This window comes from Agrobacterium tumefaciens (assembly GCF_031801495.1).
Classification (GTDB): Bacteria; Pseudomonadota; Alphaproteobacteria; order Rhizobiales; family Rhizobiaceae; genus Agrobacterium; species Agrobacterium tumefaciens_K.
Genome location: NZ_JAOEGC010000002.1, coordinates 1,618,070 through 1,642,126 on the forward strand (window position 1 = coordinate 1,618,070; position 24,057 = coordinate 1,642,126).

Sequence of the window (24,057 nt, forward strand, 5' to 3'; positions counted from 1 at the left end):
GTTCAGGCTTTCACGGTTGCAGATGTGACGACATCGAAATCCGGGCGATAGGAAATAATCTTTTCAAACAAGGGCGTCCGGAATTTTTCCGGAATGGCTGCGGCACCCGTCACCATCTGGATAAGGTCTTGATCTTCCTCGGCCATTATGACTTCAAGCTCGTCGAGCTGCTCTTCTGAGAGACTGTCGATATTGTCTTCGGCGAATTGGCCCAGCACCAGGTCCATCTCGCGAATGCCGCGATGCCAGCATCGATAGAGAATCCGCTTGCGCCTTGCTTCGAGGTCGGCACTTGTACGCACCAGTCCAGTCATCGCATTCACCTGTTTATTGACTTTGCCTTCCTATAGAACATCTCGGGAACGGTTGGGAACCGGTTTTTGCCGAAATAACACCTGCGTATGCAAAAACTGCGGGTGATAAACAGAGTTTATCGCCTCAGCGGTCTTGCATAACGTATCCCCTTCCCTGATTTTGCTGCCCATGCGTCCGGCCATCCTCGATCCCCTCTTCGCCAGCGTCTCCACCCTTGCCGGTGTGGGGCCGAAGCTTGCCGACCTGCTGGCGAAACTTCTGGGTCGAGAAAACGCCGAAGACACACGTGTCATCGATCTGCTGTTTCATGCGCCCTCCAATGTCATCGACCGGCGCAACCGTCCGGGAATCGCGCTCGCGCAACCCGGCGCGATTGTCACCATCCAGGGACGCGTGGATCGCCACCAGCCGCCACCGCCCGGCAATCGCTCCGCCCCCTATCGCGTGTTCCTGCACGATGAGACTGGCGAACTGGCGCTGACCTTTTTCCGCGCCAGAGGCGACTGGCTGTCGAAAGCCCTGCCCGTCGACGAAGAGGTGCTGGTCAGCGGCAAGGTGGACTGGTTCAACGGCCGCGCCTCCATGGTGCACCCGGATTTCATGGTGAAGCTTTCGGAAGCCGGAAACCTGCCGCTCGTGGAAGCTGTCTACCCGATGACGGCGGGTCTTTCCGCCAAAGTCCTGAAACGGGCCATCGATGGCGGATTGGGCAAGCTTCCGGTCTTCCCGGAATGGATTGACGAAACATTGGTGGCAAAACAGGGTTTTGCAGGCGTGGCGGAAAGTTTTCGCGAGCTGCACGACCCACGTGACAGCGCCGATATCGATCCGCGCGCGCCAGCCCGACGCCGGCTGGCCTATGACGAGTTTCTGGCAGGGCAGCTCTCGCTGGCGCTTGTCCGTCAAAGGTTGCGCAAGGTGGCAGGACAGCCAATCCGCGCCAAAGGCGATTTGGCAGCAAAAATTCTCCAGCAACTGCCTTTCTCGCTCACCCCCAGCCAGAACGCCGCCGTGAAGGATATCCTGACCGATATGGCAGGCGAAGACCGCATGCTGCGGCTGTTGCAGGGGGATGTTGGTGCTGGCAAGACCCTCGTGGCGCTGATGGCCATGGCAACGGCTGTCGAGGCAGGCGGACAGGCTGTGCTGATGGCCCCGACCGAAATCCTCGCACGCCAGCATTTTGCAACGATCTCGAAATATGCCGCAGCTGCGGGCATCTCCTGCGAGGTTCTGACAGGACGCACCAAGGGCAAAGAGCGCCGAGAGATTGAGGAACGCGTCGCCTCTGGCGAAGCCCAGATCGTAATCGGCACCCACGCCCTGTTTCAGGATAGTGTCGCTTATAAAAATCTGGTTCTGGCGGTGGTGGACGAACAGCACCGCTTCGGCGTGCACCAGCGCCTGCGCCTCACCGCAAAAGGCATCACGCCGCATATGCTTGTGATGACGGCGACCCCCATCCCCCGCACACTGGTCCTTGCCGCCTTCGGCGACATGGATGTTTCGAAGCTCACCGAAAAACCGGCTGGCCGAAAACCGATCCAGACCGTGACCATCCCCACCGAACGCATCAGCGATATTGCCGACCGCCTGCGTTCGGCGCTGAAGGAAGGAAAGAAAGCCTACTGGATCTGCCCGCTGGTGGAAGAATCCGAAGAGTCCGACCTGATGTCCGCCGAAGAGCGACATGCGGTTCTATCCAAGGCGCTGGGCGCGAATATCGGCCTGATCCATGGCCGCATGAGTGGCCCGGACAAGGACGCAGCCATGCTTGCCTTCAAGAATGGCGAAACGCGGCTGCTCGTGGCAACGACCGTTGTGGAGGTGGGGGTCGACGTGCCTGATGCAACGATCATGGTCATAGAACACGCCGAGCGCTTCGGTCTCGCGCAGCTTCACCAGTTGCGCGGCCGTGTCGGACGTGGCGACGAGGCATCCACCTGTATCCTGCTCTACAAAGGCCCGCTCAGCGAAAACGGTCGGGCGAGGCTTTCCATCCTGCGCGACAGCGAGGACGGCTTCCTGATCGCCGAAGAAGACCTGAAGCTGCGTGGCGAAGGTGAGCTTCTCGGCACGCGTCAATCCGGCACGCCCGGCTTCCGCATCGCTAGCCTTGAGGCCCATGCCGATCTGCTTGAAATCGCCCGTAAGGACGCGGCCTACGTGATCGAACGCGACCCTGAACTAACCGGCAAACGCGGCGAGAGCCTGCGCACCCTGCTTTACCTTCACCGTCGCGATGAAGCGATCCGCTTCCTGCACGCCGGATAAAGAGAACTTTGACATGAACATGCACGACGTCTCGCGCCCACCGCCCGCCTTCCGGAAAGGTTATGCGCTCTGCTCGCCGAACAATAAGCTGCAGCCGGAAACTTTCGCCAAAAGCGAAAAAAAGGCCATCGGCAAGCTGTTCAAGAAACCGGGCCGCAAGAAGGCATGGATCAAAGCGCTGGAGGAAGGCTGGAGCGTCCGGCTTGTCTACATGCGGCTGTTCATACCGGTGTTCCACTCGACCGCCGTCAGCACCGGGCTGGACGACCTCGACGACGACGATGATTGATCCTCAAACCGGAACGGTCGTTTTCGGCGGGGTGAAATCAGGGGCGACGAGGCCGCCGGAGATCAGCAGTTTCGCGGCATCCTCCGGCGTCATGTCGAGCATGACGATTTTCTTGCGGGGTACGAAAAGCAGAAAGCCTGCGGTCGGAACCGGTGTCGGCGGCAGGAAAACCGCGACCATGTCCTCACCGATCTCGTTGAAGCGATAAGCCAGTTCGCCTTTCGCTTCGGAGGCGACGAACACGAGCGCCCATGTGCCGGACGACGGAAATTCGATCAGCCCGACCTTCTTGAACGAATTGGAATGCTCCCGCAGGACCGACTCGAAAATCTGCTTGATGCTCTTGTAGATCGGCCGCACCAGCGGCATGCGGTTGAGAACGGATTCACCGACGCCGACGATCCATTTGCCGATCAGATTATTGCCGAGGAAGCCGATCAAAGTGATGGCGATGACAGCGATTAGAAGCCCGAAGCCGGGGATCGCCACATCGAAATACTGTTCGGGATCGTAACGTGCCGGAATGTAGGGTTTTACCCAGCTATCGGCCCATTGCAGAAAACTCCAGACCAGCCACATGGTCAGCGTGACCGGGGCGAGGATGAGCACGCCCGTCAGGAAGCTGTTGCGCAGCCGGGCTGCAAAGGAAATTTTAATTGGATTTTCGGTCATGTACCGTTCGGTATTTATGCGATGTCGCGATAGAAGCCCGGATGAAAATGGACAATGCCGGATGGAGTTCCACCGTGCAAGCTGAGGGCGAGCAAATATTCGTCAGGAATGCCTTCGCTGTGCAAATCGGCAACGCTGGAGAAACCGAAACGACCATAATAGTCAGGGCTTCCGGCAAGAACGCACCCCGAAGCGCCGATCTGCCTCAGAGCCGCCAGCCCTGCCCGAACGAGTGCCGTGCCGATCCCATGCCGCTGCTTGCCAGGAGCCACAGACAGTGGCCCGAGCGCAAACCAGCCTTCGTCACCGCCGGACAAAATGACCGGCGAAAACCCGATATGGCCGATGATACCGCCATCGTCCTCGGCGACCAGTGATATCGTCAATGCGCCCGCCCTGCGCAGCCGGGCAACAATCAGATGCTCCGTCTGGTCGCTATAGGAAACGTTACGGAAGGCAGCTTCCGTAACGTCAGAGATCGCATCTTCATCACCCGATCGCTCCGGACGAACGATCATTCAACGGTAACCGACTTGGCCAGATTGCGCGGCTGGTCGACATCCGTGCCCATGAAGACAGCGGTGTGATAGGCGAGCAACTGGATCGGCAGCGAGAACACCATTGGAGCGATAAGCTCATCCACGTTTGGCAACGTGATGGTCGCCATCGTCGGCAGCTTCGAGGCAGCAGCCCCCTTTTCATCGGTGATGAAGATGATCCGGCCGCCGCGAGCGGCAACTTCCTGCATGTTCGAAACGGTTTTCTCGAAAAAGCGGTCATGCGGCGCGATCACGATGACCGGCATGTTTTCGTCGATCAGTGCGATGGGACCATGTTTCAATTCGCCGGCGGCATAACCTTCGGCGTGGATATAGGAGATTTCCTTGAGCTTCAGCGCACCTTCAAGCGCCAGCGGGAAGCTGGTGCCACGGCCGAGATAAAGCACATCCTTGAACCGCGACAGATCGCGCGACAGGCCTTCGATCTGTGGTTGGATGATGTTGAGCACCTGGCTCATGATACGCGGCATCTCGATGAGATGGCGCACCAGTTCACCCTCCTGCTCTGCGCTCAGCGTACCGCGAGCCTTACCGGCAGCAACTGCGAGAGATGCCATAACGGCGAGCTGGCAGGTAAAAGCCTTGGTCGAAGCGACGCCGATTTCCGGTCCGGCAAGGATGGGGAAAACGGCATCGGATTCACGTGCAATGGTCGATTCGCGAACGTTGACGACCGCACCGATCTTGAGCCCCTCATCCTTGCAGTAACGCAGGGAAGCGAGCGTATCGGCGGTTTCACCCGACTGCGAGATGAAAAGTGCTGCCTGCGATGGCGACAGAGGCATTTCGCGATAACGGAACTCCGACGCCACATCGATTTCGACCGGCAGGCGCGCATAACGCTCGAACCAGTATTTGCCGATCAGGCCGGAAAGATAGGCTGTGCCACAGGCCGAAATCGCAAGGCCCGACAGCTTGGAGAAATCGATGGCCTTGTCGGCATCCTTCACGGTTCTGGAAGCGAAATCCACATAGTGGGAGAGCGCGTGGGAAATGACTTCCGGCTGCTCGTAGATTTCCTTTTCCATGAAGTGGCGATGGTTGCCCTTGTCGACCACGAACGCGGTCGCCTGCGAAATCTGCCGCTCGCGCTTTACCGGCTTGCCGGAGAAATCGATGATTTCCGCACCCTGACGGGTGATGATGGCGCAATCGCCATCGACGAGATAGGTGATCTCGTTGGTGAACGGCGAAAGCGCGATGGCGTCCGATCCGAGGAACATTTCACCACGGCCGTAGCCCACGGCAAGCGGCGGGCCGGAACGTGCCGACAGCAGCGTGCCCGGATCGTCCTGGAACATCACCACCAGAGCATAGGCGCCGGTCACGCGGTTCAGCATCTTCAGCATCGCTTCGCGGTGGCCAACACCTTCGCGGGTGTACTTTGCCAAAAGCTGCGCCACCACTTCCGTATCGGTCTGGGTGGTGAAGGTCGCGCCTTCCGCCGTCAGCTCCTCGCGCAGTTCGGCGAAATTCTCGATGATGCCGTTGTGAACGACAGCCACGCCGTCCACGAAATGCGGATGGGCGTTGGTTTCATTCGGAACGCCATGGGTCGCCCAACGGGTGTGAGCAATGCCGACCAGGCCGGGAAGCGGCTCTTCCGACAGCTTCTTCTCAAGGTTGAACAGCTTGCCTTCCGCACGACGGCGATCCATCGCACCGTTTTCGATGGTTGCGACGCCTGCAGAATCGTAACCCCGATATTCGAGGCGCTTCAGCGCATCGACAAGCCGTTCAGCAACGGGCTGGGTTCCGACAATTCCGACAATTCCGCACATATGGTTCTCCAGACGACGATCTCTTCGCCGACACTACTAGCCGTTTATTTCAAATCGGCAATTCATCCGCCGGTCACTTTGGGTGACGTTACGTAACGAAGCCTATTTCGACTTCTTGTTCGCTTCCTTGAGGGCCTTGGCGCGCTCGCGCACCACGGTTGCCCTGCCCGGCTTTACCTCCTGCCGCGCCCGGCCAAAGGCCAGTGCATCACTCGGAACATCGTCGGTGATGACGCTGCCGGAGGCGATATAGGCACCGTCGCCTATGGTGACGGGTGCAACCAGTGATGAGTTCGAGCCGACGAAGCTGTTGGCCCCGATCCGCGTCTCGAACTTGTTGTAGCCATCGTAATTGCAGGTGATCGTGCCCGCGCCGATATTGCTGCCCGCACCAATGAATGCATCGCCGATATAGGTCAGATGGTTGACCTTGGCGCCCTCACCGATCTCGGCCTTCTTGACCTCGCAGAAATTGCCAACCTTGGCATTGGCATGCAGATTGGCGCCCGGCCGCAACCGCGCATAGGGACCGACAGCAGCGCCCGCGCTGACATAGGCACCTTCAAGATGCGAAAAAGCGTGAATGACCGCACCCGCCTCGATCGTCACACCGGGACCGATAACCACGTTCGGCTCGATAAGCACATCCTGCCCGATCCTGGTATCCCAGGAAAGAAAGACCGTCTCCGGCGCAATCATCGAAACGCCATCGACCATCAGTTCATGGCGGCGACGCTCCTGAAAGAGCTTTTCGATGGCAGCGAGTTCAGCGCGGTTGTTGCAGCCGGTGAGTTCGCTTTCCGGCGCATCGATGGCCACGGTGCGGCGACCGAGCGAACGGGCGATTTCAACCACGTCCGTCAGGTAATATTCGCCCTTCACATTGTCGTTGCCGATACGGTCCAGCAGGTCCAGCGCGCTGCGGCCGTTGATGGCCATCAACCCGCTGTTGCACCATGTCACCTTGCGCTCTTCGTCGGTAGCGTCCTTTTCCTCGCGGATCGCGACGAGTTCGCCGTTCTCAACCAGCAGGCGGCCATAGCCCGTCGGGCGGTCCGTATGAAAGCCTATGACGACGACATCGACGCCGGTACGCAAAGCCTCCCGCGCCTTGTCTAGCGTTGCGGACGTGATGAGCGGCACGTCGCCGTAAGCGACGATAACGTCATCGAAACCGCGCGCGATCGCTTCGCGGGCAGCAAGGACGGCGTTGCCCGTTCCCTTGCGTTCCTTCTGTAGAAAGGTGTCCACGGCAATACCGGGAAGGCTCGCCGCCTTGGCCACGTTCTCCGCATCGCGACCGACGACGAGCGCCACCGCACCGACACCGGCACCTGCAACCGATTCCACCACATGCGCGATCATCGGACGCCCGGCAACAGGATGAAGAACCTTGGACATCGATGACTTCATGCGCGTGCTTTCGCCAGCGGCAAGAATAACGGCAAGAGAGCTGCGCTCCATAACACCTCCAGTGCGCCGCGACCGGCCTGACCAAGGCTGGAACGTCGGCTGATAACTCGACATCGTGCGCACCCGTCACCGTCTGAAGGGCGCGCGCGTTATTTTATTGCAGCATTGCTATAGCCATGCCGCACTTAAGAAACCATGCAAATCCGGACCAATTTTCCCGGTTGCTTTTCATCAAACGTGATCAGCTGCGCCCCTTGCGAGCGTTAAACTCGAGAATCTGCCGGCGTCCGTTTTCAATCAACGTTTCCATCTCCCTGCGCGCCGCTGCATCGTTTCGCAGCCGGAATGCCTCAACCAGCCTCAGGTGAGACGCGGAAACATCGGAAATCTCATGCGGATCCGTTTCAGGGTTGCTCATGCGGAAGATGCCTGCCAACGCCGCCTTGATCAGAGTACCCACGGTGCGCATGAAGGGGTTGCCTGACATTTCGGTGATGAGGACATGAAAATTCATGTCCGCCAAGGCGCGCTTTTCCTTCGAATAGGCGGTATTGCCCATTTCGTTGGCAAGACCTGCCAGCCTGGCAATGTCCGCATCGCTCGCATGCCGGGCCGCAAGCCCTGCACAATAGGGTTCGAAAGCCAGCCGGATATCGTAAAGATGCAGCAGAAACTCTTCGCTGACACCCGCCTCGAAATGCCAGAGCAGGACGTCGCCGTCGAACATATTCCAGTTCTCACGCTCCGTCACCCGCGTACCGATACGCGCCTTCGGAGAAATCATGCCCTTCGCCGTCAGCGTCTTCATCGCCTCTCGCAGCACCGTTCGCGATACCTTGAGCCGCTCCATGAGGTCGGCATCGCCAGGCAGGATATCGCCGATCTTGAAGATGCCGGAAACGATATCAAGGCCGAGTCTGTGCACGACCTTTGCATGATTGGTGCGCAACTTGCGAAAACCGATCGCTGCGTCAAGCATTCCACGCTGCAAGAGTGATATCCTTTCAAAGAAACGGCGTGTGCCGCTATATGCCGCAAGACCTCTGGTGAAATCGCCGGTTTCAAGACAAGAGAATGCATCAGGAGCAGTCGTCACCCGCAAACCGGCGTCCAGATACGTTTATTCACAGGCACATGTCAAAATGACAAAGCCGCGCATGTCTCGCACGCGCGGCTTCGGCTGCTGATTGCTGGCCGGAATTACTGCGGCAGCTTGTCGTCAACGCCTTCGACGTAGAAGTTGAGGCCGAGCAGAACGCCGTCCTCAGCCTTTTCGCCCGCCTTCAGCCACTCGGAACCGTCCTGCTTCTTTACAGGACCGGTGAAGGGATGAAGCTCGCCGGACTTGATCTTGGCTTCGGTTTCCTCAGCCATTTTCTTCACGTCGTCAGGCATGTTGGTGTAGGGCGCCATGGTCAGGATGCCGTCTTTCAGGCCATCCCAGACCTGCTCGGACTTCCAGGTACCATCGAGAAGCGCCTGCGTGCGCTTGATGTAATAAGCACCCCAGGTGTCGACGATTGCCGTCAGCTGCGTGTTCGGACCGGCCTTGATCATGTCGGATGCCTGACCGAATGCCTTGATGCCGCGCTCTGCGGCAACCTGCATCGGAGCCGTCGTGTCGGTGTGCTGCGTCAGGATGTCGACGCCCTGGTCGATCAGAGCCTTGGCGGCATCGGCTTCCTTGCCGGGGTCGAACCAGGTGTTGGCCCATACGACCTTGACCTTGAAGTCGGGGTTGACGGAACGTGCGCCGAGCAGGAATGCGTCGATGCCCATCACCACTTCCGGGATCGGGAAGGATGCGATGTAACCGGCAAGACCCTTCTGCGACATCTTCGCGGCGATCTGCCCCTGAATGTAACGGCCTTCATAGAAACGCGAGTTGTAGGTCGCAACGTTCTCTGCAGCCTTGAAACCGGTCGCGTGTTCGAACTTCACCTTCGGGAACTTCTGCGCGACCTTGACCGTCGCATCCATGAAGCCGAACGAAGTCGTGAACACCAGCTCGCAGCCGGAACGGGCCATACGTTCGATGGCACGCTCGGCATCCGGGCCTTCAGGGACGCTTTCGAGGAACGGCGTTTCGATCTTGTCGCCGAAGTGCGCCTGAAGCTCCTGACGGCCGATATCGTGCGCCTGCGTCCAGCCACCATCGGTCTTGGAACCGACGTAGATGAAGCAGACCTTCTTTGCGTCCGCTGCCTGTGCGGCAGGAACCATGCTCCCGAGTGCCGCTGCGGAAGCAGCAAGTGCGATGATCAGTTTTTTCATTTTTACCCCTGTCTGGTTTGAAGACTTTGTATTTTTAGCGATCCGGCACGAAGGATTTTCCAAGCGACGCCGGCGTATTGATAAGCGTCGTGCGGCGATTATGCGAGATGATGACCAGCACGACAATAGTTGCGAGATAGGGCAGCGCCGAAAGCAGCTGCGAAGGAACGCCGATACCGAACGCCTGCGCATGCAGCTGGCCGATGGTGACCGCGCCGAACAGATAACCGCCCGCCAGCACCCGCCATGGTCGCCACGAGGCAAAAACCACGAGCGCAAGCGCGATCCAGCCTCGCCCGGCAGACATGTTCTCCACCCATTGCGGCGTGTAGACGAGCGAAAGCTGCGCGCCTGCAAGGCCGGCACAGGCACCGCCAAACATCACTGCCAGATAGCGTGTGCGGATGACATTGATGCCAAGCGCATGCGCGGAGGCGTGACTGTCACCAATGGCGCGGATCTTCAGCCCCATGCGGCTCTTGAACAAAAACCAGCCTATGCCCCCGACCAGCGCGATGGACATGTAGAAAATCAGATCCTGCCGGAACAGCAATGGCCCGATGAAGGGAATATCCGACAGCACCGGAAAGACGATCGGCGAAAGTTTCACGCCAGGAAGGCCAACGAAGCCTTCACCCAGCATGCCGGAGACGCCAAGCCCCAGAATGGTCAGCGCAAGACCGGTCGCGACCTGGTTGGTCACCAGCGTCAGCGTCAGAAAACCAAACAGAAGCGAGAAAACCGCACCGGCAGCAATACCCGCCAGAATGCCGAGATAAGGTGAACCCGTCATGTGCGCGGCGGCAAAGGCGCAGACCGCCCCGATGATCATCATGCCCTCGACGCCGAGATTGAGGACGCCTGCGCGTTCCGTGACCAGTTCGCCGGACGCTGCAATGACCAGCGGCGTGGCGGCCGTGATGACGGTGAGGAGAATGGCCTGAAGCATATCCATCATGCCGCTCCTTGCTTGTTATGCGCCTTGCCGGTGAAGATGACCCGGATGCGGTAGAAGATCAGCGTGTCGCAGGACAGCACGAAAAACAGCATCAGCCCCTGAAACACACGCGTTACCTTGTCCGACACGCCGATGGACAGCTGCGCCGCCTCCCCGCCGAGATAGGTCAGCGCCAGCACGAAGCCCGAGGCGATGATGCCAAGGGGGTTGAGGCGCCCTAGAAAGGCGACGATGATCGCGGTGAAGCCATATCCCGGCGAAATGCTGGGCTGCAGATGGCCGATGGAACCGGATGCCTCGGAGATGCCCGCAAGACCCGCCAGCGCCCCCGAGAGCAGAAACGCAAACCACACCATGCGCGACGAGGAAAATCCGGCGAACCGCCCTGCCCGTGCCGACTGTCCGAGCACAGTGACCTGGAAACCCTTGAGCATGTGGCGCATCATGAACCACAGGGCGACCGCGGCCACGATGGCGAAAACGATACCCCAGTGCGCACGGCCCGAGGCCAGCATTTCCGGCAGAACGGCGCTTTCATTGAAGGGCTTTGTCTGCGGAAAATTGTAACCGCCCGGATCGCGCCAGATGCCGCGTGTCAGCCAGTCGAGGAAAAGCTGCGCGACATAGACCAGCATGAGACTGACGAGAATTTCGTTGGTGTTGAACTTCGTTTTCAGAAGCGCCGGAATACCGGCGTAGAGCGCACCGCCGACCGCCCCCATGATCAGCATCAGCGGCAGAACCATCGGCGACTGCCACTCGGGATAAAGAACCGGCAGGATCGAACCGGTGATGGCGCCGATGGTGAATTGCCCTTCGGCCCCGATGTTCCAGTTGTTGGAGCGATAACAGATCGACAGGCCGACAGCGATGAGGATCAGCGGCGCTGCCTTGATTGCCAGCTCGTGCAGCGACCAGACTTCCAGCAGCGGCTCGATGAAGAAAGCGTAGAGCGCATTCAGAGGGTTCTTGCCCAACAGGGCAAACATGATCGCCCCGAAAACCAGCGTAAGCGCCAGCGCTAGCAGCGGCGAGACAAAAGCGAAAAGCTTCGAGACGCCTGCCCGTTTTTCAAGCTCAATGCGCATGCTCGACGGCTCCCGAATTTGCTGTGTGGATGCCGCCCATGAGCAGACCGATCTTTTCCAGTGTCATGTCTTCAACGGGATGAACCGAGGACAGGCGCCCGTCGGAAATAACCGCGATATTTGTGGCGACCTCGAAGATTTCATCGAGATCCTGACTGATGACAACGACTGCGGAACCGGCCTTGGCAAGATCGACAAGCGCCTGACGGATACGGCTGGCGGCACCGGCATCGACACCCCAGGTCGGCTGGTTGACGATCAGCACCGTCGGCTGGCGATCCAGTTCGCGCCCGACGATGAATTTCTGCAGATTGCCCCCGGAAAGAGAGCCGGCCAGCGGGTCCGCTCCGCTCTTGCGCACGTCCATCGTCTCGGAAATCCGCCGTGCAGCAGCCTTGATCGCGGAGCCGCGAATGACACGCAGAAAACCGCCGGAAAGAAACGCCTTGCGATCCGAGCACGAGCGCGCCAGCAGCAGGTTGTCAGAAAGGCTCATGCCCGGCACGGCTGCATGACCATGGCGCTCCTCCGGCACGAAACCGGCGCCAAGCAGCCGTCGACCGTTGATGCCCAGACGGCCCACCGCCTTGCCGCGGATATAGATCGCCTCGTCATTGGCAACCGGATATTCGCCGGAAAGCGCATCAAAAAGCTCGCCTTGGCCATTTCCGGCGACACCGGCAATCGCCAGAACCTCGCCTGCCCGCACGCTCAGGGAAATCGATTTCAGCGCAACAGCAAACGGTGTGCGCGGAGAAACGGAAAGGCCCATCACCTCAAGCTGCGGCTCACCAAGCGTCGTACCAGCCTCGCGTGACACACCGGCGACGTCAGAACCGACCATCATCCGCGCAAGCGATGCGGGCGTTTCCTGTCGAGGATCGCAGGCGCCCGTCACCTTACCGTGACGCAGCACGGTGGCGCGGTCGCATATACGCTGAACCTCTTCCAGACGGTGACTGATATAGAGAACCGAACGCCCTTCTGCCTTGAGCTTGGCAAGCGTTTCGAACAGCTTGTCCGCTTCCTGCGGGGTCAGAACCGAGGTCGGTTCATCCAGAATGATGAGCTGCGGATTTTGCAGCAGGGCGCGGACGATCTCGATGCGCTGGCGCTCCCCCACAGAAAGATCGGCGACATGCGCATTCGGATCGAGCGGCAGGCCGTAAGCCTTGGAAAGCGCTTCCGCCTCCCTGGCGATCTCTTTCAGCGATATCTTCGGATCGAGCGAGAGTGCGATGTTTTCCGCAACCGTCAGCGCCTCGAAGAGCGAAAAATGCTGGAACACCATGCCCACGCCGAGCCTGCGCGCCTCGCTGGGAGACCCTATGGACACCGACTTCCCCTGCCAGACGATTTCGCCGCTGGTCGGGGCAAGCACGCCGAACAGCATCTTGACGAGGGTGGATTTGCCCGCGCCATTTTCACCGAGAAGCGCGTGGATCTCGCCGGGCGCGATATCCAGATCGATCCCGTTGCAGGCCGCGAAAGTGCCGAAAAGCTTGGTCAGTCTGCGCACGGAAAGAAGAGGCACGGCCTCGGGCGCCAAAATTCCAGTCACTGATCCCTCTCTGACCGGCCGCCCTGCTTTCTGCGAAGCATTTCCAAACGGCTGCGTTCTTGTTCCCAATCGCGGTTCGGTTTCGTATTCGATGCTGGCGCGATCTACGGGTATTGATAACTGTTTTGCTGCTCCGCACAACTGAAAAACATAGGCGCGAAGCTGGATTTACACAGCTGAAAGACAGTCTTAGCGTTTTTTTACTTTGCCCCGAGCGACGGGAAAAACTGCAATACGCCACCGATAAGGTAAAGATAGACCCCCGTGACGACAACGCCGATCACCGCCCATGACGGAGTCTGGAAATGCATCAGCAGCGAATAGCCGCCAAGCGCGCACCACAGCAGGAAGATCGTCATGTTGAGCGGCCGCAGACGCGCCACCCGGACGGGGTGCAGGAAATTGATCGGCAGGAACGTCAGGATCACCGATACCGTGACCACCACCATCGCCGTCGTGGCGCTGGCGTCTATGACGAAAAGCGTGAACACCACCATGTTCCACACCACCGGGAAGCCGGAGAAGAAATATTCGTCCGTCTTCATGCCCATGTCGGCATAATAAATGGCGCTCGACACCACGATCATGCCCGCGGCAACGAAGGACCACGGCTCGCCGATCATACCGCTCTGATAAAGCGCAAAGGCAGGCAGCAACACATAGGTCACATAGTCGATGATGTTGTCGAGCGTGTCACCCGACCAGTTCGGCAGAACTTCCTTGACACGGACCTTGCGGGCTATGGGACCGTCGATGCCGTCCACCAGAAGTGCCAAGCCCAGCCACCAGAACATGTCAACGAAACGATGCTCGGCAGCAGCCACGACACCCAGGAACGCCAGAAAGGAACCGGAAGCCGTCAGAATATGAACGGAAAAGGCGCGGATTTCTGCGTAGGGAACACGCTTGTAGTTGAAAAGTTTCATGGTCAGCGTCGGCGCCCCGTTTTCATCCGCTTCTCTATTCCTCCGGTATGCGGCCATTCACCACGCTTTGCAACCACCTGATACGGCTTATCCTAAGGGGATTGCTGGCATATTGGCATATCCCGGCTGTCAAAAGCCTCATCGGCCAAGTGGATTTGCGACCGCAAAGCCTTTATGCTGGACAGCGAAACAGCAATGGACACACGACCATGAGAGACTTCGATATCGCCATCATCGGTGCAGGACTTGCCGGCCAGATCGCCGCGATTGCACTGGCGCGCGCGGGACGACATGTCGCGCTTGTCGCTCCGGCGGCGCAAAGGAAGGACAAGCGGACGACGGCTTTGATGGATCAGTCCATCCGCTTCATGGATCGCCTCGGCCTGTGGTCCCGCATCGTCCCGGCTGCCGCACGCCTTTCCACCATGCAGATCATCGACGGAACGGACAGGCTGCTGCGCGCGCCGACCGTTCAGTTCCGCTCCTCGGAAATCGGGCTGGACGCCTTCGGCTGGAACATCCCCAACGAGGCGTTGCTTTCGGTCCTGCACGAAGCCGTCGTAGAGGAGCACAACATAACCCGCTTCGATGACACCGCCGAAATGATCGATATCGGCAACGACCGGATTTCGGTGACGCTCGAAAATGGTGAAACAGTCTGCGCGGCCTTTCTGATCGGTGCCGACGGCAGGAATTCGAAAGTCCGTGAGGTCGCCGGTATCGGCGTGAAATCATGGTCCTATCCGCAAACGGCCATCGTGCTGAATTTTTCCCACACCCGGCCGCATGAGCAGATTTCGACGGAATTCCACACGCCGACCGGCCCGTTTACGCAGGTGCCGCTGCCGGGAGATCGCTCGAGCCTCGTCTGGGTGGTCAAGCCCGCGCAGGCAGAGGAGCTGACGTCGCTGCCTCTGAATGAACTCGGCCTGCGGATCGAGGAGCGCATGCAATCCATGCTCGGTACTGTCACCGTCGAGGACAGCGTGCAGGCATGGCCACTGTCCTCCATGACCGCGCATCATTTCGGCAAGGGCCGCGTCGCGCTCATCGGTGAAGCCGGCCACGGCTTCCCGCCCATCGGCGCGCAGGGGCTCAATCTCAGCCTCCGCGATATCATCGTACTGACCGAACTGCTGGGTTCGACGTCCGACAGACCAATAGCCGCGGATGCCGGAAACCGCTTCGACCGCAAACGGCGCACCGATGTCTACAGCCGCACCCTGAGCGTCGATCTGCTCAACCGTTCGCTGCTTTCGGACATGCTGCCCATGCAGGTGGCGCGTGCGGCTGGCCTGCATGTGCTTTCCGGGATCGGCCCGTTGCGCAGTATGGTGATGCGCGAGGGAATCGAGCCCGGTCGGGGCCTGAAGGCTCTGCCTTCCCTTTTGTGGAGCGGCCTTAAAAGGGCTGTATGAAATACAGTACGCCGGTCAGCGTAAAGACCGAGACGACCGTCGAGATCAGGATCGTGGCAGACGCCCGCTCCTGCCACACATGATATTGCTGGCCGATGACGAACACATTGGTCGCCGTGGGCAACGCGGCCAGCAACACGGCGGAATAGATCCAGACCGGATCGAAGCGTCCAAGCGCGGTCAGAAACCCATACATCAGAATGGGATGCAGAATGAGTTTCGCCGGCACGATGTAGCTGATTTCGACAGGAATGCGCTTCATGGGCCTCAGCGCCAGCGTCACCCCCATGGCAAACAGCGCACAGGGCGCTGCCGATTGCGCCAGATAATCGACAAGCCGCTGCACTGGCTCCGGCGGCTGCCATGAAAGGGCCGCGGCGGTGAAACCGGCAATTACCGAAACGATGAAGGGATGCGTCAGCACCTTTCGTGTCACATCCAGCGCGAGCTTGCCCGGCGCACGTTTGTCGCCACCTGAAAAGGCCATCATCGCGGGCGCGACGATGAAATGCATCGCATTCTCAAGACAGACGATCAGGGCAACAGGAACGGCCGCCTTTTCACCGATGGCAAGAAGCGCAAGCCCCGGCCCCATGTAGCCGATGTTGCCGTAACTTGCCGCGAAACTCTGGATCGTGGTTTCCGCGAGGCTGTTGCCGCGCAGGAACCGGCCGATCAGAAACACCAGCACGAAGATGCCGTAAGTGCAAACGAGACTGGCGGCGACGAAATCCATACGCGCCAGTTCTTCGACAGGCGTTTTGGATACCAGCTTGAAGAACAGCGCCGGCAGGGCGGCATAGATGATGAAGGTGTTCAGCCAGCCCATCGCCTCGACAGGCTGCTTGCTGATACGCGCTGTGCCATAACCGATGAAGATCAGGCCGAAAAACGGCAACAACAATCCCACGATGGCGGTCACGGCCTGCTCCTTCCACTTTATTTCGAGCAGATTCCGATTAGCCGATTTGCATCAGAATCGGGAAAGTCTCCTGAAACCAGATCGCCATATTGGTGATGAAGCCGGACATGAAGGCAAGGCCAGTCAGGATCAGAAGCGTTCCCATCAACTTTTCCACAAGGCCCAGATGACGCCGGAAACGGACGAGGAACCGCATGAAGGAGCCGGAGAATGCGGCGGCGATCCAGAACGGAACTGCAAGGCCGAGTGAATAGATCGCAAGCAGCGTCGCGCCATCGCCGACCGTCTCGCGCGAGGCGGCGACGCCCAGAATGGCGCCCAGCACCGGACCGATGCACGGCGTCCACCCGAAAGCGAATGCAAGGCCCATGACATAGGCGCCGGAGAGCGTCGCCGGTTTACCTGATCCCTGAAAACGCGCCTCACGCGAAAACAGCCCGATTCGGAACACGCCAAGAAAATTAAGCCCCATGAGGATGATGATGAAGCCGCCGATCTTGGCGAGGATATCGAGATTCTGGCGAAGCAGCGTACCGATCGTCGATGCCCCTGCCCCGAGCGCCACGAAGACGGTGGCAAACCCGAGGGTGAAGAAGAAAGCGGACAGCATGACCGCCTTGCGTATCTCCGGGCGCGGTGTGGCATCCTGCGTCTTGAACTGCTCGACCGAGATCCCCGCCATGTAACAGAGATACGGCGGCACCAGAGGCAGAACGCAGGGAGAAAGAAAGGACAGCGCTCCGGCCAGCAACGCGCTGAACAGGGAAATATCGGCAATGGACAAGGAAAACTCCTCTTTCGTCTGCCCGCTTTTAGCCGCAGCAAAGCCTTGTCACCAATCACCTTTTTGCGCATGCGACAAAAAAAACCGGATTGATTGTGAAAAGCGCTTTTTATGGGTTGACCGGAAGGGTCGCTCTACATATGTTCCGCCCACTTCCGCAGGGCGCTTCGCCCGGCACGTGGGAGAGCGTAGCTCAGCCGGTAGAGCAACTGACTTTTAATCAGTAGGTCCAGGGTTCGAATCCCTGCGCTCTCACCACTAAATCACAAAAACATCAAAGACTTACCGGAAAATCTACTAGCTAAAAACGCGCACGCGGCGCGTAGTTCATAGTTAACTACGCCGATATTGGCGACAGGGTATCAACCTTTCACATCGAGCCAACAGACCTCAGACGAACGCGTAGACATATCGTGCGATATTGTCGTAAAATCTGGATAGATAAGCTGGAACGCGCTTGAACTGCACAAACTTACTTCCGCGATAATCGTCGCGAGTACCCACCAGTGTGTCCGGATCGCCGAAGGGCAGAACATCTTTGTCGCTGACATAGACTTTTGTGCCGTAGCCCCAACCGCACTCGAGTGCGCGGTCGTAAGGAAGCGTCATGACACCAGCGGTTTTAAGGAAACGTTCTGCAGCTGCGCGCGAAATGATGTAACAGGCTGAGGATCCCTGCGGGCCATAGACACAGCGTCCTAAGGTATCACCAAGAGCGCTCGTCACACGCCCTCGGAAGCCACGACGCCGGTGACTGGTGAGCTTCACGATTGAATTCTTAGGCATAACGCCAAGAATGGCGTCCACCCTCTCTCGGAAGTCGGCGGGAAACGTGACGTCGTCTTCGACAACGACGGCGATAGGCGCATCACTTTCCAGAAATATTGTCAGTGCTTTCAGATGACTGGCGTAACACCCATATTCACCTGGCAGCGCATGGCGTCCATTGTGGAGTGCGTATCCACGCTTATCGAAGCAAGTCCATTGCTCCTTGGGAATTTCCTTACCATCGACACCTTCAATCGGACGCAGATCCAGTCCAAGACCAGATGCTCCAGCGAGAATCTTGTCCAGACGAGCACGGGCTCGGGGAATGGAGACGATATAGATGGGGAACTGAACAGTTGTCATTCGCAGGGGCACCAAAAATCGCAGAGCGCCTCACTATCATCAGAATAGACAATAAGACAGAGCCTCTCGGCGCGGAACACTAGAAAAGAGCTCCACACTATCGGAAAGAATTGTCGGTTGATCTGTAGAACTACTTCCGCGCAGCCGTCCGGCGGCAGCGCCAGTTCCAGTCGCGTGGCTCACCTGTATCGAGGTGCACGGATTCGGTATGGCAGTAGGTTCCGACGCCACCGCGGTTCGGCAGCGAGCGCAGATAGGTTGCCAGTTCCCATTTGGAAACGCCCTTGATCTGAATGTCGGCCGCGTCGCAGGTATAGTGCTTCGATCCACGCCTGACGCCCTTCGGCGGACGATAACCCGATGTGATGATTGCAGGGCTGTTATAATGAGCCTCGACGTCCTTGATCACCTTGACCAGCTCGGGCTTGAAACATCCGACTTCGACGTGGCCAGTCTGCAGGAACAGCCCGTTCGGCGCAACGCGCGTCAGGCCGGACAGCGAGGCGAGCTTCATCAGGCCCGTCGGTTCGTCGTCTTCTTCATCTAGATGCGCATCATCGAACTCATCCGACATCACCGCACGACCGGAAAGTGCAATTCCCATCGTGTTCACGTCGGCATTCGGAAGTGCGGCGACTTCCCTGCCCTCGGAAGCGCCAGATTCAAGCGCTTTCGGCAGACGCTTTTTTGCCGCTCCGGCAAAAAATGCCGCCATCGTGACGGTATCGCCCGTTTCGCCCGGCTTGGAATTTCCCGTGGAAGGAGCGACAGGCACCGCTGCCGCCATATTGGCCGGCGCTGGCTGCGGTACGGGCGCTACCTGAATATTCTGCGAATGCTGCTCCGCAACCACCGGCATCTGCTCCTGGACCTGCTGCGGTGCAGAGTAAACACTGCTGACGGACGGCACGATCTTTTGCGCTGGCACAGCCGCAGCACTCGGCTGAACACCAGCCCCGGTGGGGACGGCAGCGCTAGCAGCCGTAGCAGCGGGAGCCGTCGAATAGATACTCGCCGTTCCGGCAGAAATTCCCGTCGGCTGCGTTACAAGGCCGCCGATATCAGCCGGAGCACCATAGACCTGACCTTGCGCGCTTTGCTGAGGCTGAGGCGCTTGGGCACCAGTTTCAGTAGCAGCCCCACCGGCACCTGCCGCCGATACCATGGCAGGGTCGACATAGCGGCCTTGCGGCTGTGTTGCGGGGCTGCCGTTGGCAGTCGCAACCTTTTGTTCCGCAACAACTTCCGTCTTTTTGACGTCAGCGGCCATCTCGTCATCGGTCACGGCGGAAACGCACCCGGACAGGCCAAGAAGCGAAACCGCGACGACGAGGCGCTGACAGGAACCCCGCCCTCTATTGCCGCCGACAGTCTTCATGAATGGCCTCCGTATCTTGCATTTCCAGCCGCAGTACGGGAACGGGTCCGTCCGCGTCGTCCCAAAACGGAACATGTCGTTTCGATTCGCGGACTATGCCTCACCGCATGCGGACAAGGCAATGGCATCCGAAACCATGTCGACCGGCTGGAACTCAACTCACCACGAGCCGGTATTTTCCATAGATATCCATGGTTCGGCTGGTGCGAGGCTTTCGCCTTTCTGCAAAATTTCGATGGAAATGCCATCTGGCGAACGCACGAAAGCCATATGACCGTCACGCGGCGGCCGGTTGATCGTTACGCCGTTCGCCTGGAGGTGAGCACAGGTTTCATAGATATTGTCGACCTCATAGGCCAGATGGCCGAAGTTGCGTCCACCCGTGTAGTCTTCGGTATCCCAGTTGTAGGTCAACTCCAGGCAGGGCGCCTTGTTCGCCGTGGCGTCGGCCAGATCGTCACGCGCTGCGAGAAACACCAGCGTGAAGCGGCCCTTTTCGTTTTCGATCCGGCGGACTTCCTGAAGTCCGAAAAGATCACAGTAGAATTTCAATGACTCGCCAAGGTCTTTGACGCGCACCATGGTGTGCAGATACCGCATTTCATTTCCTTCCATTATGCATTCCGGGACATTTCGGGGTTGTGACACGCGCAAGGCAAGCCCCGGACAAGGACCGGAACATAAAAGCACTTGGGCAAATCAAAAACTAGGGCTTGCGTAAAACCGTTACCAAGATGTTAATCTGCCCACAGGAATCAGTTGACCGATAGTGTGGCGCGTAATCGAGGGGTTGGCAGGATTATGACTGATAGGATGTCATCGAAAACGATAGTCGATGTCGAGGACCTTTCGGGCGATGCCGTCGACCTGACCGAAATCACCGGTGTGGTGAAGTGGTTCGATGTTGCCAAGGGCTTCGGTTTCATTGTGCCGGACAACGGCATGCAGGATGTCCTGCTGCACGTCTCCTGCCTACGCCGCGACGGCTACCAGACCATTCTCGAAGGAACACGTATCGTCGCGCTGATACAGCGACGTGATCGTGGGTTCCAGACCTTTCGTATCCTGTCCATGGACCAGTCGACGGCAGTTCATCCCTCACAGCTTCCGCCGGTGCGAACGCACGTTCAGGTCACGGCTTCGAGTGGACTTGAGCGGGCGATCGTCAAGTGGTTCAACCGCACGAAGGGATTTGGCTTCCTGACGCGCGGCGAAGGAACCGAGGATATTTTCGTCCACATGGAAACGTTGCGCCGCTTCGGCCTGACGGAACTTCGTCCCGGACAGGTGGTGCTGGTGCGCTACGGTGATGGCGACAAGGGACTGATGGCGGCTGAAATCCATCCGGACAACCCGGCACCGGTCGGGATGGCCCACTGATGAGCGCGTTGTCGCGCCGCACCTTCGGAAGCGCCTTTCTGGCGCTTCTTTTCGTTTTTGTCGCAAACAGCGCTTTTGCCCAGCAGAAGTTTTCGTCCGAAACACTGACGGTTCAGTCCGCCTCCGGCAAGACACATCAATTCGTCGTGGAACTGGCGCTAAATGACGCCCAGCGCGCTCAGGGACTGATGTTTCGAAAGACGATGCCCCTGGAAAACGGCATGCTCTTCGACTTCGGTGAAGAGCGAAACGTCACGATGTGGATGAAGAACACCCTTATCCCGCTCGATATGCTATTTATCGGTCGAGATGGGCGCGTGACGCATATTCACGAAAACGCCGTTCCCCACTCGGAATCGGTAATCAGTTCTCGCGGCGCAATAAAATATGTGCTGGAACTGAACGGCGGCACCGCGCAACGCTACGGCATCAAGACTGGCGATATCGTTCGCAGTACACGCATTGGAAACGTAAACTGATTTCCATGCCATGCGCGCGGCTAGCACGCGCATTTCCGCCGGGTGAGTGACGAATCACCCGGCGAATTTCATTTTAATAGACAGGCTCGACGTGGCTGAGAATTCGGCAGTTTGAGATGGACGATGCCAGATTGATGGCAATATCGATTGCTTCCACGGAATCGGCCGTTCCCTCAAGATAGATCACATCATTTTCAGCGATGGCCGAAATCTGCGATTTCTCCAGTCCCGACTCGAACGCCAATGCCGATGTGATGGCCTGACAGACGCCAGCCATACGATCTCCAAAAAAGCTTTCCTGTATGCCAGACAGATTGAACATGATGTCTTCTCCTTATTCTCAGGACCGATAACGCCTGAAGAGCCGCTTTGTTCATCTCCGGTTCATCATTCCGTTCATCTTCCATTCATCTTGGAAAATTGGAACCCCCTTTCCGATCACATTTTCGAAGGTCTGGAACCATTTCGTGAGGCCAGCATTTGGCCGCTGTAACTGGTAAGGAGGAGGTTTTATGCTGATTGACAAGACGCAGCCGTGTCATCACGCGCTATGGATGAAGCCGGTGGCCATCCACCTGCCCCTGTCTGCAGCGGTGGAAATCTATAGCCCGTTGGTGGCGCTCGACATGCTGATGTACCGTTGGCCGGAGGATCACGGCCCGGAATATGCACAGGCAAAACGAAACTGCCTGGCCGCAATTTCAGGAAAGTGTGACATTGAATTGGCGAGGGAATCCTTCCTGATCGCCAGCAGCCACGCACACATTCTGAACGTTCACTGACTGCTACAGCCCTTCAAACAGGAAGGGCTTTTTTTCTATTTCAGATTTTTTCAGATTACTCGGTCCCGTCATGCATTGTCCGGTATGGTGGGTGACATGCAGTTGTCACGCAAACGTTATAATCCGCAGGAAGAATCCCATGGAATCGCCCGGCGGATGAGCCGTGAAAATCTCGGAAGTGGAACTGGACGGCATGGAAACTGTGTTTGGCTTGTGCGCAGCTCTGCTTCTGGCATTCAATCTGCTCGGCATCGTTCTGGCAGGCTGGCGCCTGTCACGCCCGAGCAGTCACAACGAGTTATCCCGACAGAAACCGCCTGTCTCAGTGGTGATACCGCTGCGAGGCATCGAGAACTTCACGCCCCTCACCCTGTCGCGCGCTTTCCAGCTGGACTGGCCGGATTACGAGCTGCTTTTCTGCGTGGCGGACGAATTCGATCCGGTCGTGGAAGAAGTTCGCAAGGCCCAAGCCGCGTTCCCCAAGATCGCATCCCGATTGCTGATCGGTGACGACCGGATCAGCGCCAATCCGAAGCTGAACAATTGCGTCAAGGGCTGGCGGGCCGCAAACCATGACTGGGTAATACTCGCCGACTCGAACGTGCTGATGCCGCGGGACTATATCGGCGCGCTGCTGTCTGCCTGGCAGGATGATACGGGCCTCGTCTGCTCGCCGCCGCTCGGCTCTCGACCGAAAGGTTTCTGGGCACACGTGGAATGCGCCTTCCTGAACGGATCGCAAGCGCGCTGGCAATATGCTGCGGAAGCGATCGGCATGGGCTTTGCGCAGGGCAAGTCGATGTTGTGGAACAAGCCGCTGCTGGAGACACATGGCGGGATACGCGCACTGGCGGCAGAGATTGCCGAAGACGCCGCATCGACCAAGCTCGTCAGAAAAGCTGGCCTCAAGGTTCGCCTCGTCGCCTCCCCATTCGAGCAGCCTCTGGGAGAGCGGGATTGCGCTGAAATCTGGTCGCGCCAGACGCGCTGGGCAAGATTGCGCCGGGTGACCTTCCCGCAATATTTCGCACCGGAAATCCTGACCGGCGCCCTTCCCCCGCTTCTTATGGCACTGATCGCCGCAGGCCTCGCCGATATCCACTTGGGTGCAACGGCTTTAGCCGTCGCCGCGATCATGTACGGCCCGGAACTCGGTCTGGCTCTCATGAAAGGGTGGCCCGTTTCGCTTTACACCCTGCCGGCGATGATTGTCCGCGACGTGACGATGCCGTTGATCTGGGCACGTAGCTGGATAGGCGCACCGGTTTCCTGGCGCGGCAACGTCATGACGATACGCACGGCGGAAAGCACGCTGGCCGGTCCCACGACTGAATAGAGCGGCGATTGGGCTGCAGATCGCTGAAGCAAGCTAGCGATATCGCTCTCATATCGAAGAGCTATGTTCAAAGTTTATTTTTGGGAAAATGAAATCACATCAACCAGATGTTGATGGTCGGAGTGGAGAGATTCGAACTCCCGACCCTCTGGTCCCAAACCAGATGCGCTACCAGACTGCGCTACACTCCGCCGACCGCCGAAGCGATGGGTGGGGAGATACACGGTTCATCCTGATACCGCAATAACAAAAATCGACTTTATTCACATTGTTTCGTCGACGGTAGAATCCGTCGTGAAAAAGCCGGCACATACAAGAGGACCGAATGGGCGCTGG

Annotated in this window: 24 protein-coding genes and 2 tRNA genes; 8 read left to right on the forward strand and 18 right to left on the reverse strand. The window is 58.5% G+C overall.

Going from position 1 to position 24,057, the window contains the following annotated elements; genetic code table 11:
• Positions 1 to 2 precede the first annotated feature (2 nt).
• On the reverse strand, positions 3 to 314 hold the full coding sequence (locus N7578_RS17275; RefSeq protein WP_311111495.1) for a succinate dehydrogenase assembly factor 2: 312 nt from the start codon (positions 312 to 314) through the stop codon (positions 3 to 5).
• Between the two features lie 169 nt (positions 315 to 483).
• Here N7578_RS17275 and recG point away from each other — a divergent pair, with 169 nt between their 5' ends.
• Both recG and N7578_RS17285 read left to right on the forward strand, forming a co-directional pair.
• Positions 484 to 2,589, forward strand: a complete 2,106-nt coding sequence (gene recG, locus N7578_RS17280; protein ID WP_311111496.1) for an ATP-dependent DNA helicase RecG — start codon at positions 484 to 486, stop codon at positions 2,587 to 2,589.
• Between the two features lie 13 nt (positions 2,590 to 2,602).
• A complete protein-coding gene (locus tag N7578_RS17285) occupies positions 2,603 to 2,878 on the forward strand; it encodes a hypothetical protein (RefSeq protein WP_311111497.1) in 276 nt (91 codons plus the stop codon).
• Between the two features lie 3 nt (positions 2,879 to 2,881).
• Here N7578_RS17285 and N7578_RS17290 read toward each other — a convergent pair whose 3' ends face one another.
• From N7578_RS17290 to pcsA, 10 genes are all read right to left on the reverse strand, one after another.
• Complete coding sequence (locus N7578_RS17290) at positions 2,882 to 3,550, reverse strand: DUF502 domain-containing protein (protein WP_311111498.1); 669 nt, start codon at positions 3,548 to 3,550, stop codon at positions 2,882 to 2,884.
• A 14-nt stretch (positions 3,551 to 3,564) separates the two neighbouring features.
• On the reverse strand, positions 3,565 to 4,068 hold the full coding sequence (locus N7578_RS17295; protein WP_311111499.1) for an N-acetyltransferase: 504 nt from the start codon (positions 4,066 to 4,068) through the stop codon (positions 3,565 to 3,567).
• Entirely contained in the window at positions 4,065 to 5,891 is a 1,827-nt protein-coding gene (glmS, locus tag N7578_RS17300; protein ID WP_311111500.1) for a glutamine--fructose-6-phosphate transaminase (isomerizing), read from the reverse strand. The genes N7578_RS17295 and glmS overlap by 4 nt, the downstream gene beginning before the upstream one ends.
• A 102-nt stretch (positions 5,892 to 5,993) precedes the next feature.
• Positions 5,994 to 7,355, reverse strand: a complete 1,362-nt coding sequence (glmU, locus tag N7578_RS17305; RefSeq protein WP_311111501.1) for a bifunctional UDP-N-acetylglucosamine diphosphorylase/glucosamine-1-phosphate N-acetyltransferase GlmU — start codon at positions 7,353 to 7,355, stop codon at positions 5,994 to 5,996.
• A gap of 190 nt (positions 7,356 to 7,545) precedes the next feature.
• Positions 7,546 to 8,283: a FadR/GntR family transcriptional regulator gene (locus N7578_RS17310; RefSeq protein WP_311111502.1), complete on the reverse strand. Its 738-nt coding sequence runs from the start codon at positions 8,281 to 8,283 to the stop codon at positions 7,546 to 7,548.
• A 221-nt stretch (positions 8,284 to 8,504) separates the two neighbouring features.
• Positions 8,505 to 9,578 carry a BMP family ABC transporter substrate-binding protein gene (locus N7578_RS17315; protein ID WP_311111503.1) on the reverse strand — a complete coding sequence of 358 codons (1,074 nt, stop codon included), beginning with the start codon at positions 9,576 to 9,578 and terminating at the stop codon, positions 8,505 to 8,507.
• Positions 9,579 to 9,612: 34 nt separating this feature from the next.
• Positions 9,613 to 10,533 carry an ABC transporter permease gene (locus N7578_RS17320; RefSeq protein WP_311111504.1) on the reverse strand — a complete coding sequence of 307 codons (921 nt, stop codon included), beginning with the start codon at positions 10,531 to 10,533 and terminating at the stop codon, positions 9,613 to 9,615.
• Complete coding sequence (locus tag N7578_RS17325) at positions 10,533 to 11,624, reverse strand: ABC transporter permease (RefSeq protein WP_311111505.1); 1,092 nt, start codon at positions 11,622 to 11,624, stop codon at positions 10,533 to 10,535. The genes N7578_RS17320 and N7578_RS17325 overlap by 1 nt, the downstream gene beginning before the upstream one ends.
• Complete coding sequence (locus N7578_RS17330; protein WP_311112545.1) at positions 11,614 to 13,173, reverse strand: ABC transporter ATP-binding protein; 1,560 nt, start codon at positions 13,171 to 13,173, stop codon at positions 11,614 to 11,616. Before N7578_RS17330 ends, N7578_RS17325 begins: the two co-directional genes overlap by 11 nt.
• Before the next feature lie 212 nt (positions 13,174 to 13,385).
• On the reverse strand, positions 13,386 to 14,111 hold the full coding sequence (gene pcsA / locus N7578_RS17335; protein ID WP_311111506.1) for a phosphatidylcholine synthase: 726 nt from the start codon (positions 14,109 to 14,111) through the stop codon (positions 13,386 to 13,388).
• Between the two features lie 209 nt (positions 14,112 to 14,320).
• Between pcsA and N7578_RS17340 the strand changes: the two genes are divergently transcribed.
• Positions 14,321 to 15,529: a UbiH/UbiF family hydroxylase gene (locus N7578_RS17340; protein ID WP_311111507.1), complete on the forward strand. Its 1,209-nt coding sequence runs from the start codon at positions 14,321 to 14,323 to the stop codon at positions 15,527 to 15,529.
• On the opposite strand, the gene N7578_RS17345 is transcribed toward N7578_RS17340, so the two are convergent.
• Both N7578_RS17345 and N7578_RS17350 read right to left on the reverse strand, forming a co-directional pair.
• Entirely contained in the window at positions 15,513 to 16,451 is a 939-nt protein-coding gene (locus N7578_RS17345) for an AEC family transporter (protein WP_311111508.1), read from the reverse strand. The genes N7578_RS17340 and N7578_RS17345 overlap by 17 nt on opposite strands.
• Positions 16,452 to 16,488: 37 nt before the next feature.
• Positions 16,489 to 17,235 carry a cytochrome c biogenesis CcdA family protein gene (locus N7578_RS17350; RefSeq protein WP_311111509.1) on the reverse strand — a complete coding sequence of 249 codons (747 nt, stop codon included), beginning with the start codon at positions 17,233 to 17,235 and terminating at the stop codon, positions 16,489 to 16,491.
• A 182-nt stretch (positions 17,236 to 17,417) separates the two neighbouring features.
• Here N7578_RS17350 and N7578_RS17355 point away from each other — a divergent pair.
• A tRNA-Lys gene (locus N7578_RS17355) sits at positions 17,418 to 17,493 on the forward strand.
• A 132-nt stretch (positions 17,494 to 17,625) separates the two neighbouring features.
• Here N7578_RS17355 and N7578_RS17360 read toward each other — a convergent pair.
• The 3 genes from N7578_RS17360 to gloA form a co-directional block, all read right to left on the reverse strand.
• Entirely contained in the window at positions 17,626 to 18,366 is a 741-nt protein-coding gene (locus tag N7578_RS17360) for a glycosyltransferase family 25 protein (protein WP_311111510.1), read from the reverse strand.
• Between the two features lie 130 nt (positions 18,367 to 18,496).
• Positions 18,497 to 19,744 (reverse strand): YcbK family protein, encoded by a 1,248-nt coding sequence (locus N7578_RS17365; RefSeq protein WP_311111511.1) that lies wholly within the window; start codon positions 19,742 to 19,744, stop codon positions 18,497 to 18,499.
• 159 nt (positions 19,745 to 19,903) lie between these two features.
• Positions 19,904 to 20,344: a lactoylglutathione lyase gene (gene gloA, locus N7578_RS17370; RefSeq protein ID WP_311112546.1), complete on the reverse strand. Its 441-nt coding sequence runs from the start codon at positions 20,342 to 20,344 to the stop codon at positions 19,904 to 19,906.
• 201 nt (positions 20,345 to 20,545) lie between these two features.
• Here gloA and N7578_RS17375 point away from each other — a divergent pair, with 201 nt between their 5' ends.
• Positions 20,546 to 21,124, forward strand: coding sequence for a cold-shock protein (locus N7578_RS17375; RefSeq protein WP_311111512.1), 579 nt, complete (start codon positions 20,546 to 20,548; stop codon positions 21,122 to 21,124).
• Positions 21,124 to 21,603, forward strand: a complete 480-nt coding sequence (locus N7578_RS17380; protein WP_311111513.1) for a DUF192 domain-containing protein — start codon at positions 21,124 to 21,126, stop codon at positions 21,601 to 21,603. The genes N7578_RS17375 and N7578_RS17380 overlap by 1 nt, the downstream gene beginning before the upstream one ends.
• 73 nt (positions 21,604 to 21,676) lie before the next feature.
• On the opposite strand, the gene N7578_RS17385 is transcribed toward N7578_RS17380, so the two are convergent.
• Entirely contained in the window at positions 21,677 to 21,925 is a 249-nt protein-coding gene (locus N7578_RS17385) for a BON domain-containing protein (RefSeq protein WP_311111514.1), read from the reverse strand.
• Between the two features lie 190 nt (positions 21,926 to 22,115).
• On the opposite strand from N7578_RS17385, the gene N7578_RS17390 reads away from it, so the two are divergent.
• Both N7578_RS17390 and N7578_RS17395 read left to right on the forward strand, forming a co-directional pair.
• Positions 22,116 to 22,385, forward strand: coding sequence for a DUF982 domain-containing protein (locus N7578_RS17390; RefSeq protein WP_311111515.1), 270 nt, complete (start codon positions 22,116 to 22,118; stop codon positions 22,383 to 22,385).
• Positions 22,386 to 22,578: 193 nt separating this feature from the next.
• Positions 22,579 to 23,721 carry a ceramide glucosyltransferase gene (locus N7578_RS17395; protein WP_311112547.1) on the forward strand — a complete coding sequence of 381 codons (1,143 nt, stop codon included), beginning with the start codon at positions 22,579 to 22,581 and terminating at the stop codon, positions 23,719 to 23,721.
• Positions 23,722 to 23,835: 114 nt separating this feature from the next.
• Here the strand turns inward: N7578_RS17395 and N7578_RS17400 are convergent.
• Positions 23,836 to 23,912 (reverse strand) — tRNA-Pro (locus N7578_RS17400).
• Between the last annotated feature and the right edge of the window lie 145 nt (positions 23,913 to 24,057).

What these genes read in the sequence shown, in the direction of transcription:
- N7578_RS17275 (WP_311111495.1), bottom strand. Translation starts at nt 314, where the DNA reads ATGACTGGACTGGTGCGTACAAGTGCCGACCTCGAAGCAAGGCGCAAG.
- recG (WP_311111496.1), top strand. Translation starts at nt 484, where the DNA reads ATGCGTCCGGCCATCCTCGATCCCCTCTTCGCCAGCGTCTCCACCCTT.
- N7578_RS17285 (WP_311111497.1), top strand. Translation starts at nt 2,603, where the DNA reads ATGAACATGCACGACGTCTCGCGCCCACCGCCCGCCTTCCGGAAAGGT.
- N7578_RS17290 (WP_311111498.1), bottom strand. Translation starts at nt 3,550, where the DNA reads ATGACCGAAAATCCAATTAAAATTTCCTTTGCAGCCCGGCTGCGCAAC.
- N7578_RS17295 (WP_311111499.1), bottom strand. Translation starts at nt 4,068, where the DNA reads ATGATCGTTCGTCCGGAGCGATCGGGTGATGAAGATGCGATCTCTGAC.
- glmS (WP_311111500.1), bottom strand. Translation starts at nt 5,891, where the DNA reads ATGTGCGGAATTGTCGGAATTGTCGGAACCCAGCCCGTTGCTGAACGG.
- glmU (WP_311111501.1), bottom strand. Translation starts at nt 7,355, where the DNA reads ATGGAGCGCAGCTCTCTTGCCGTTATTCTTGCCGCTGGCGAAAGCACG.
- N7578_RS17310 (WP_311111502.1), bottom strand. Translation starts at nt 8,283, where the DNA reads ATGCTTGACGCAGCGATCGGTTTTCGCAAGTTGCGCACCAATCATGCA.
- N7578_RS17315 (WP_311111503.1), bottom strand. Translation starts at nt 9,578, where the DNA reads ATGAAAAAACTGATCATCGCACTTGCTGCTTCCGCAGCGGCACTCGGG.
- N7578_RS17320 (WP_311111504.1), bottom strand. Translation starts at nt 10,533, where the DNA reads ATGGATATGCTTCAGGCCATTCTCCTCACCGTCATCACGGCCGCCACG.
- N7578_RS17325 (WP_311111505.1), bottom strand. Translation starts at nt 11,624, where the DNA reads ATGCGCATTGAGCTTGAAAAACGGGCAGGCGTCTCGAAGCTTTTCGCT.
- pcsA (WP_311111506.1), bottom strand. Translation starts at nt 14,111, where the DNA reads ATGAAACTTTTCAACTACAAGCGTGTTCCCTACGCAGAAATCCGCGCC.
- N7578_RS17340 (WP_311111507.1), top strand. Translation starts at nt 14,321, where the DNA reads ATGAGAGACTTCGATATCGCCATCATCGGTGCAGGACTTGCCGGCCAG.
- N7578_RS17360 (WP_311111510.1), bottom strand. Translation starts at nt 18,366, where the DNA reads ATGACAACTGTTCAGTTCCCCATCTATATCGTCTCCATTCCCCGAGCC.
- N7578_RS17365 (WP_311111511.1), bottom strand. Translation starts at nt 19,744, where the DNA reads ATGAAGACTGTCGGCGGCAATAGAGGGCGGGGTTCCTGTCAGCGCCTC.
- gloA (WP_311112546.1), bottom strand. Translation starts at nt 20,344, where the DNA reads ATGCGGTATCTGCACACCATGGTGCGCGTCAAAGACCTTGGCGAGTCA.
- N7578_RS17375 (WP_311111512.1), top strand. Translation starts at nt 20,546, where the DNA reads ATGACTGATAGGATGTCATCGAAAACGATAGTCGATGTCGAGGACCTT.
- N7578_RS17380 (WP_311111513.1), top strand. Translation starts at nt 21,124, where the DNA reads ATGAGCGCGTTGTCGCGCCGCACCTTCGGAAGCGCCTTTCTGGCGCTT.
- N7578_RS17385 (WP_311111514.1), bottom strand. Translation starts at nt 21,925, where the DNA reads ATGTTCAATCTGTCTGGCATACAGGAAAGCTTTTTTGGAGATCGTATG.
- N7578_RS17390 (WP_311111515.1), top strand. Translation starts at nt 22,116, where the DNA reads ATGCTGATTGACAAGACGCAGCCGTGTCATCACGCGCTATGGATGAAG.
- N7578_RS17395 (WP_311112547.1), top strand. Translation starts at nt 22,579, where the DNA reads ATGGAAACTGTGTTTGGCTTGTGCGCAGCTCTGCTTCTGGCATTCAAT.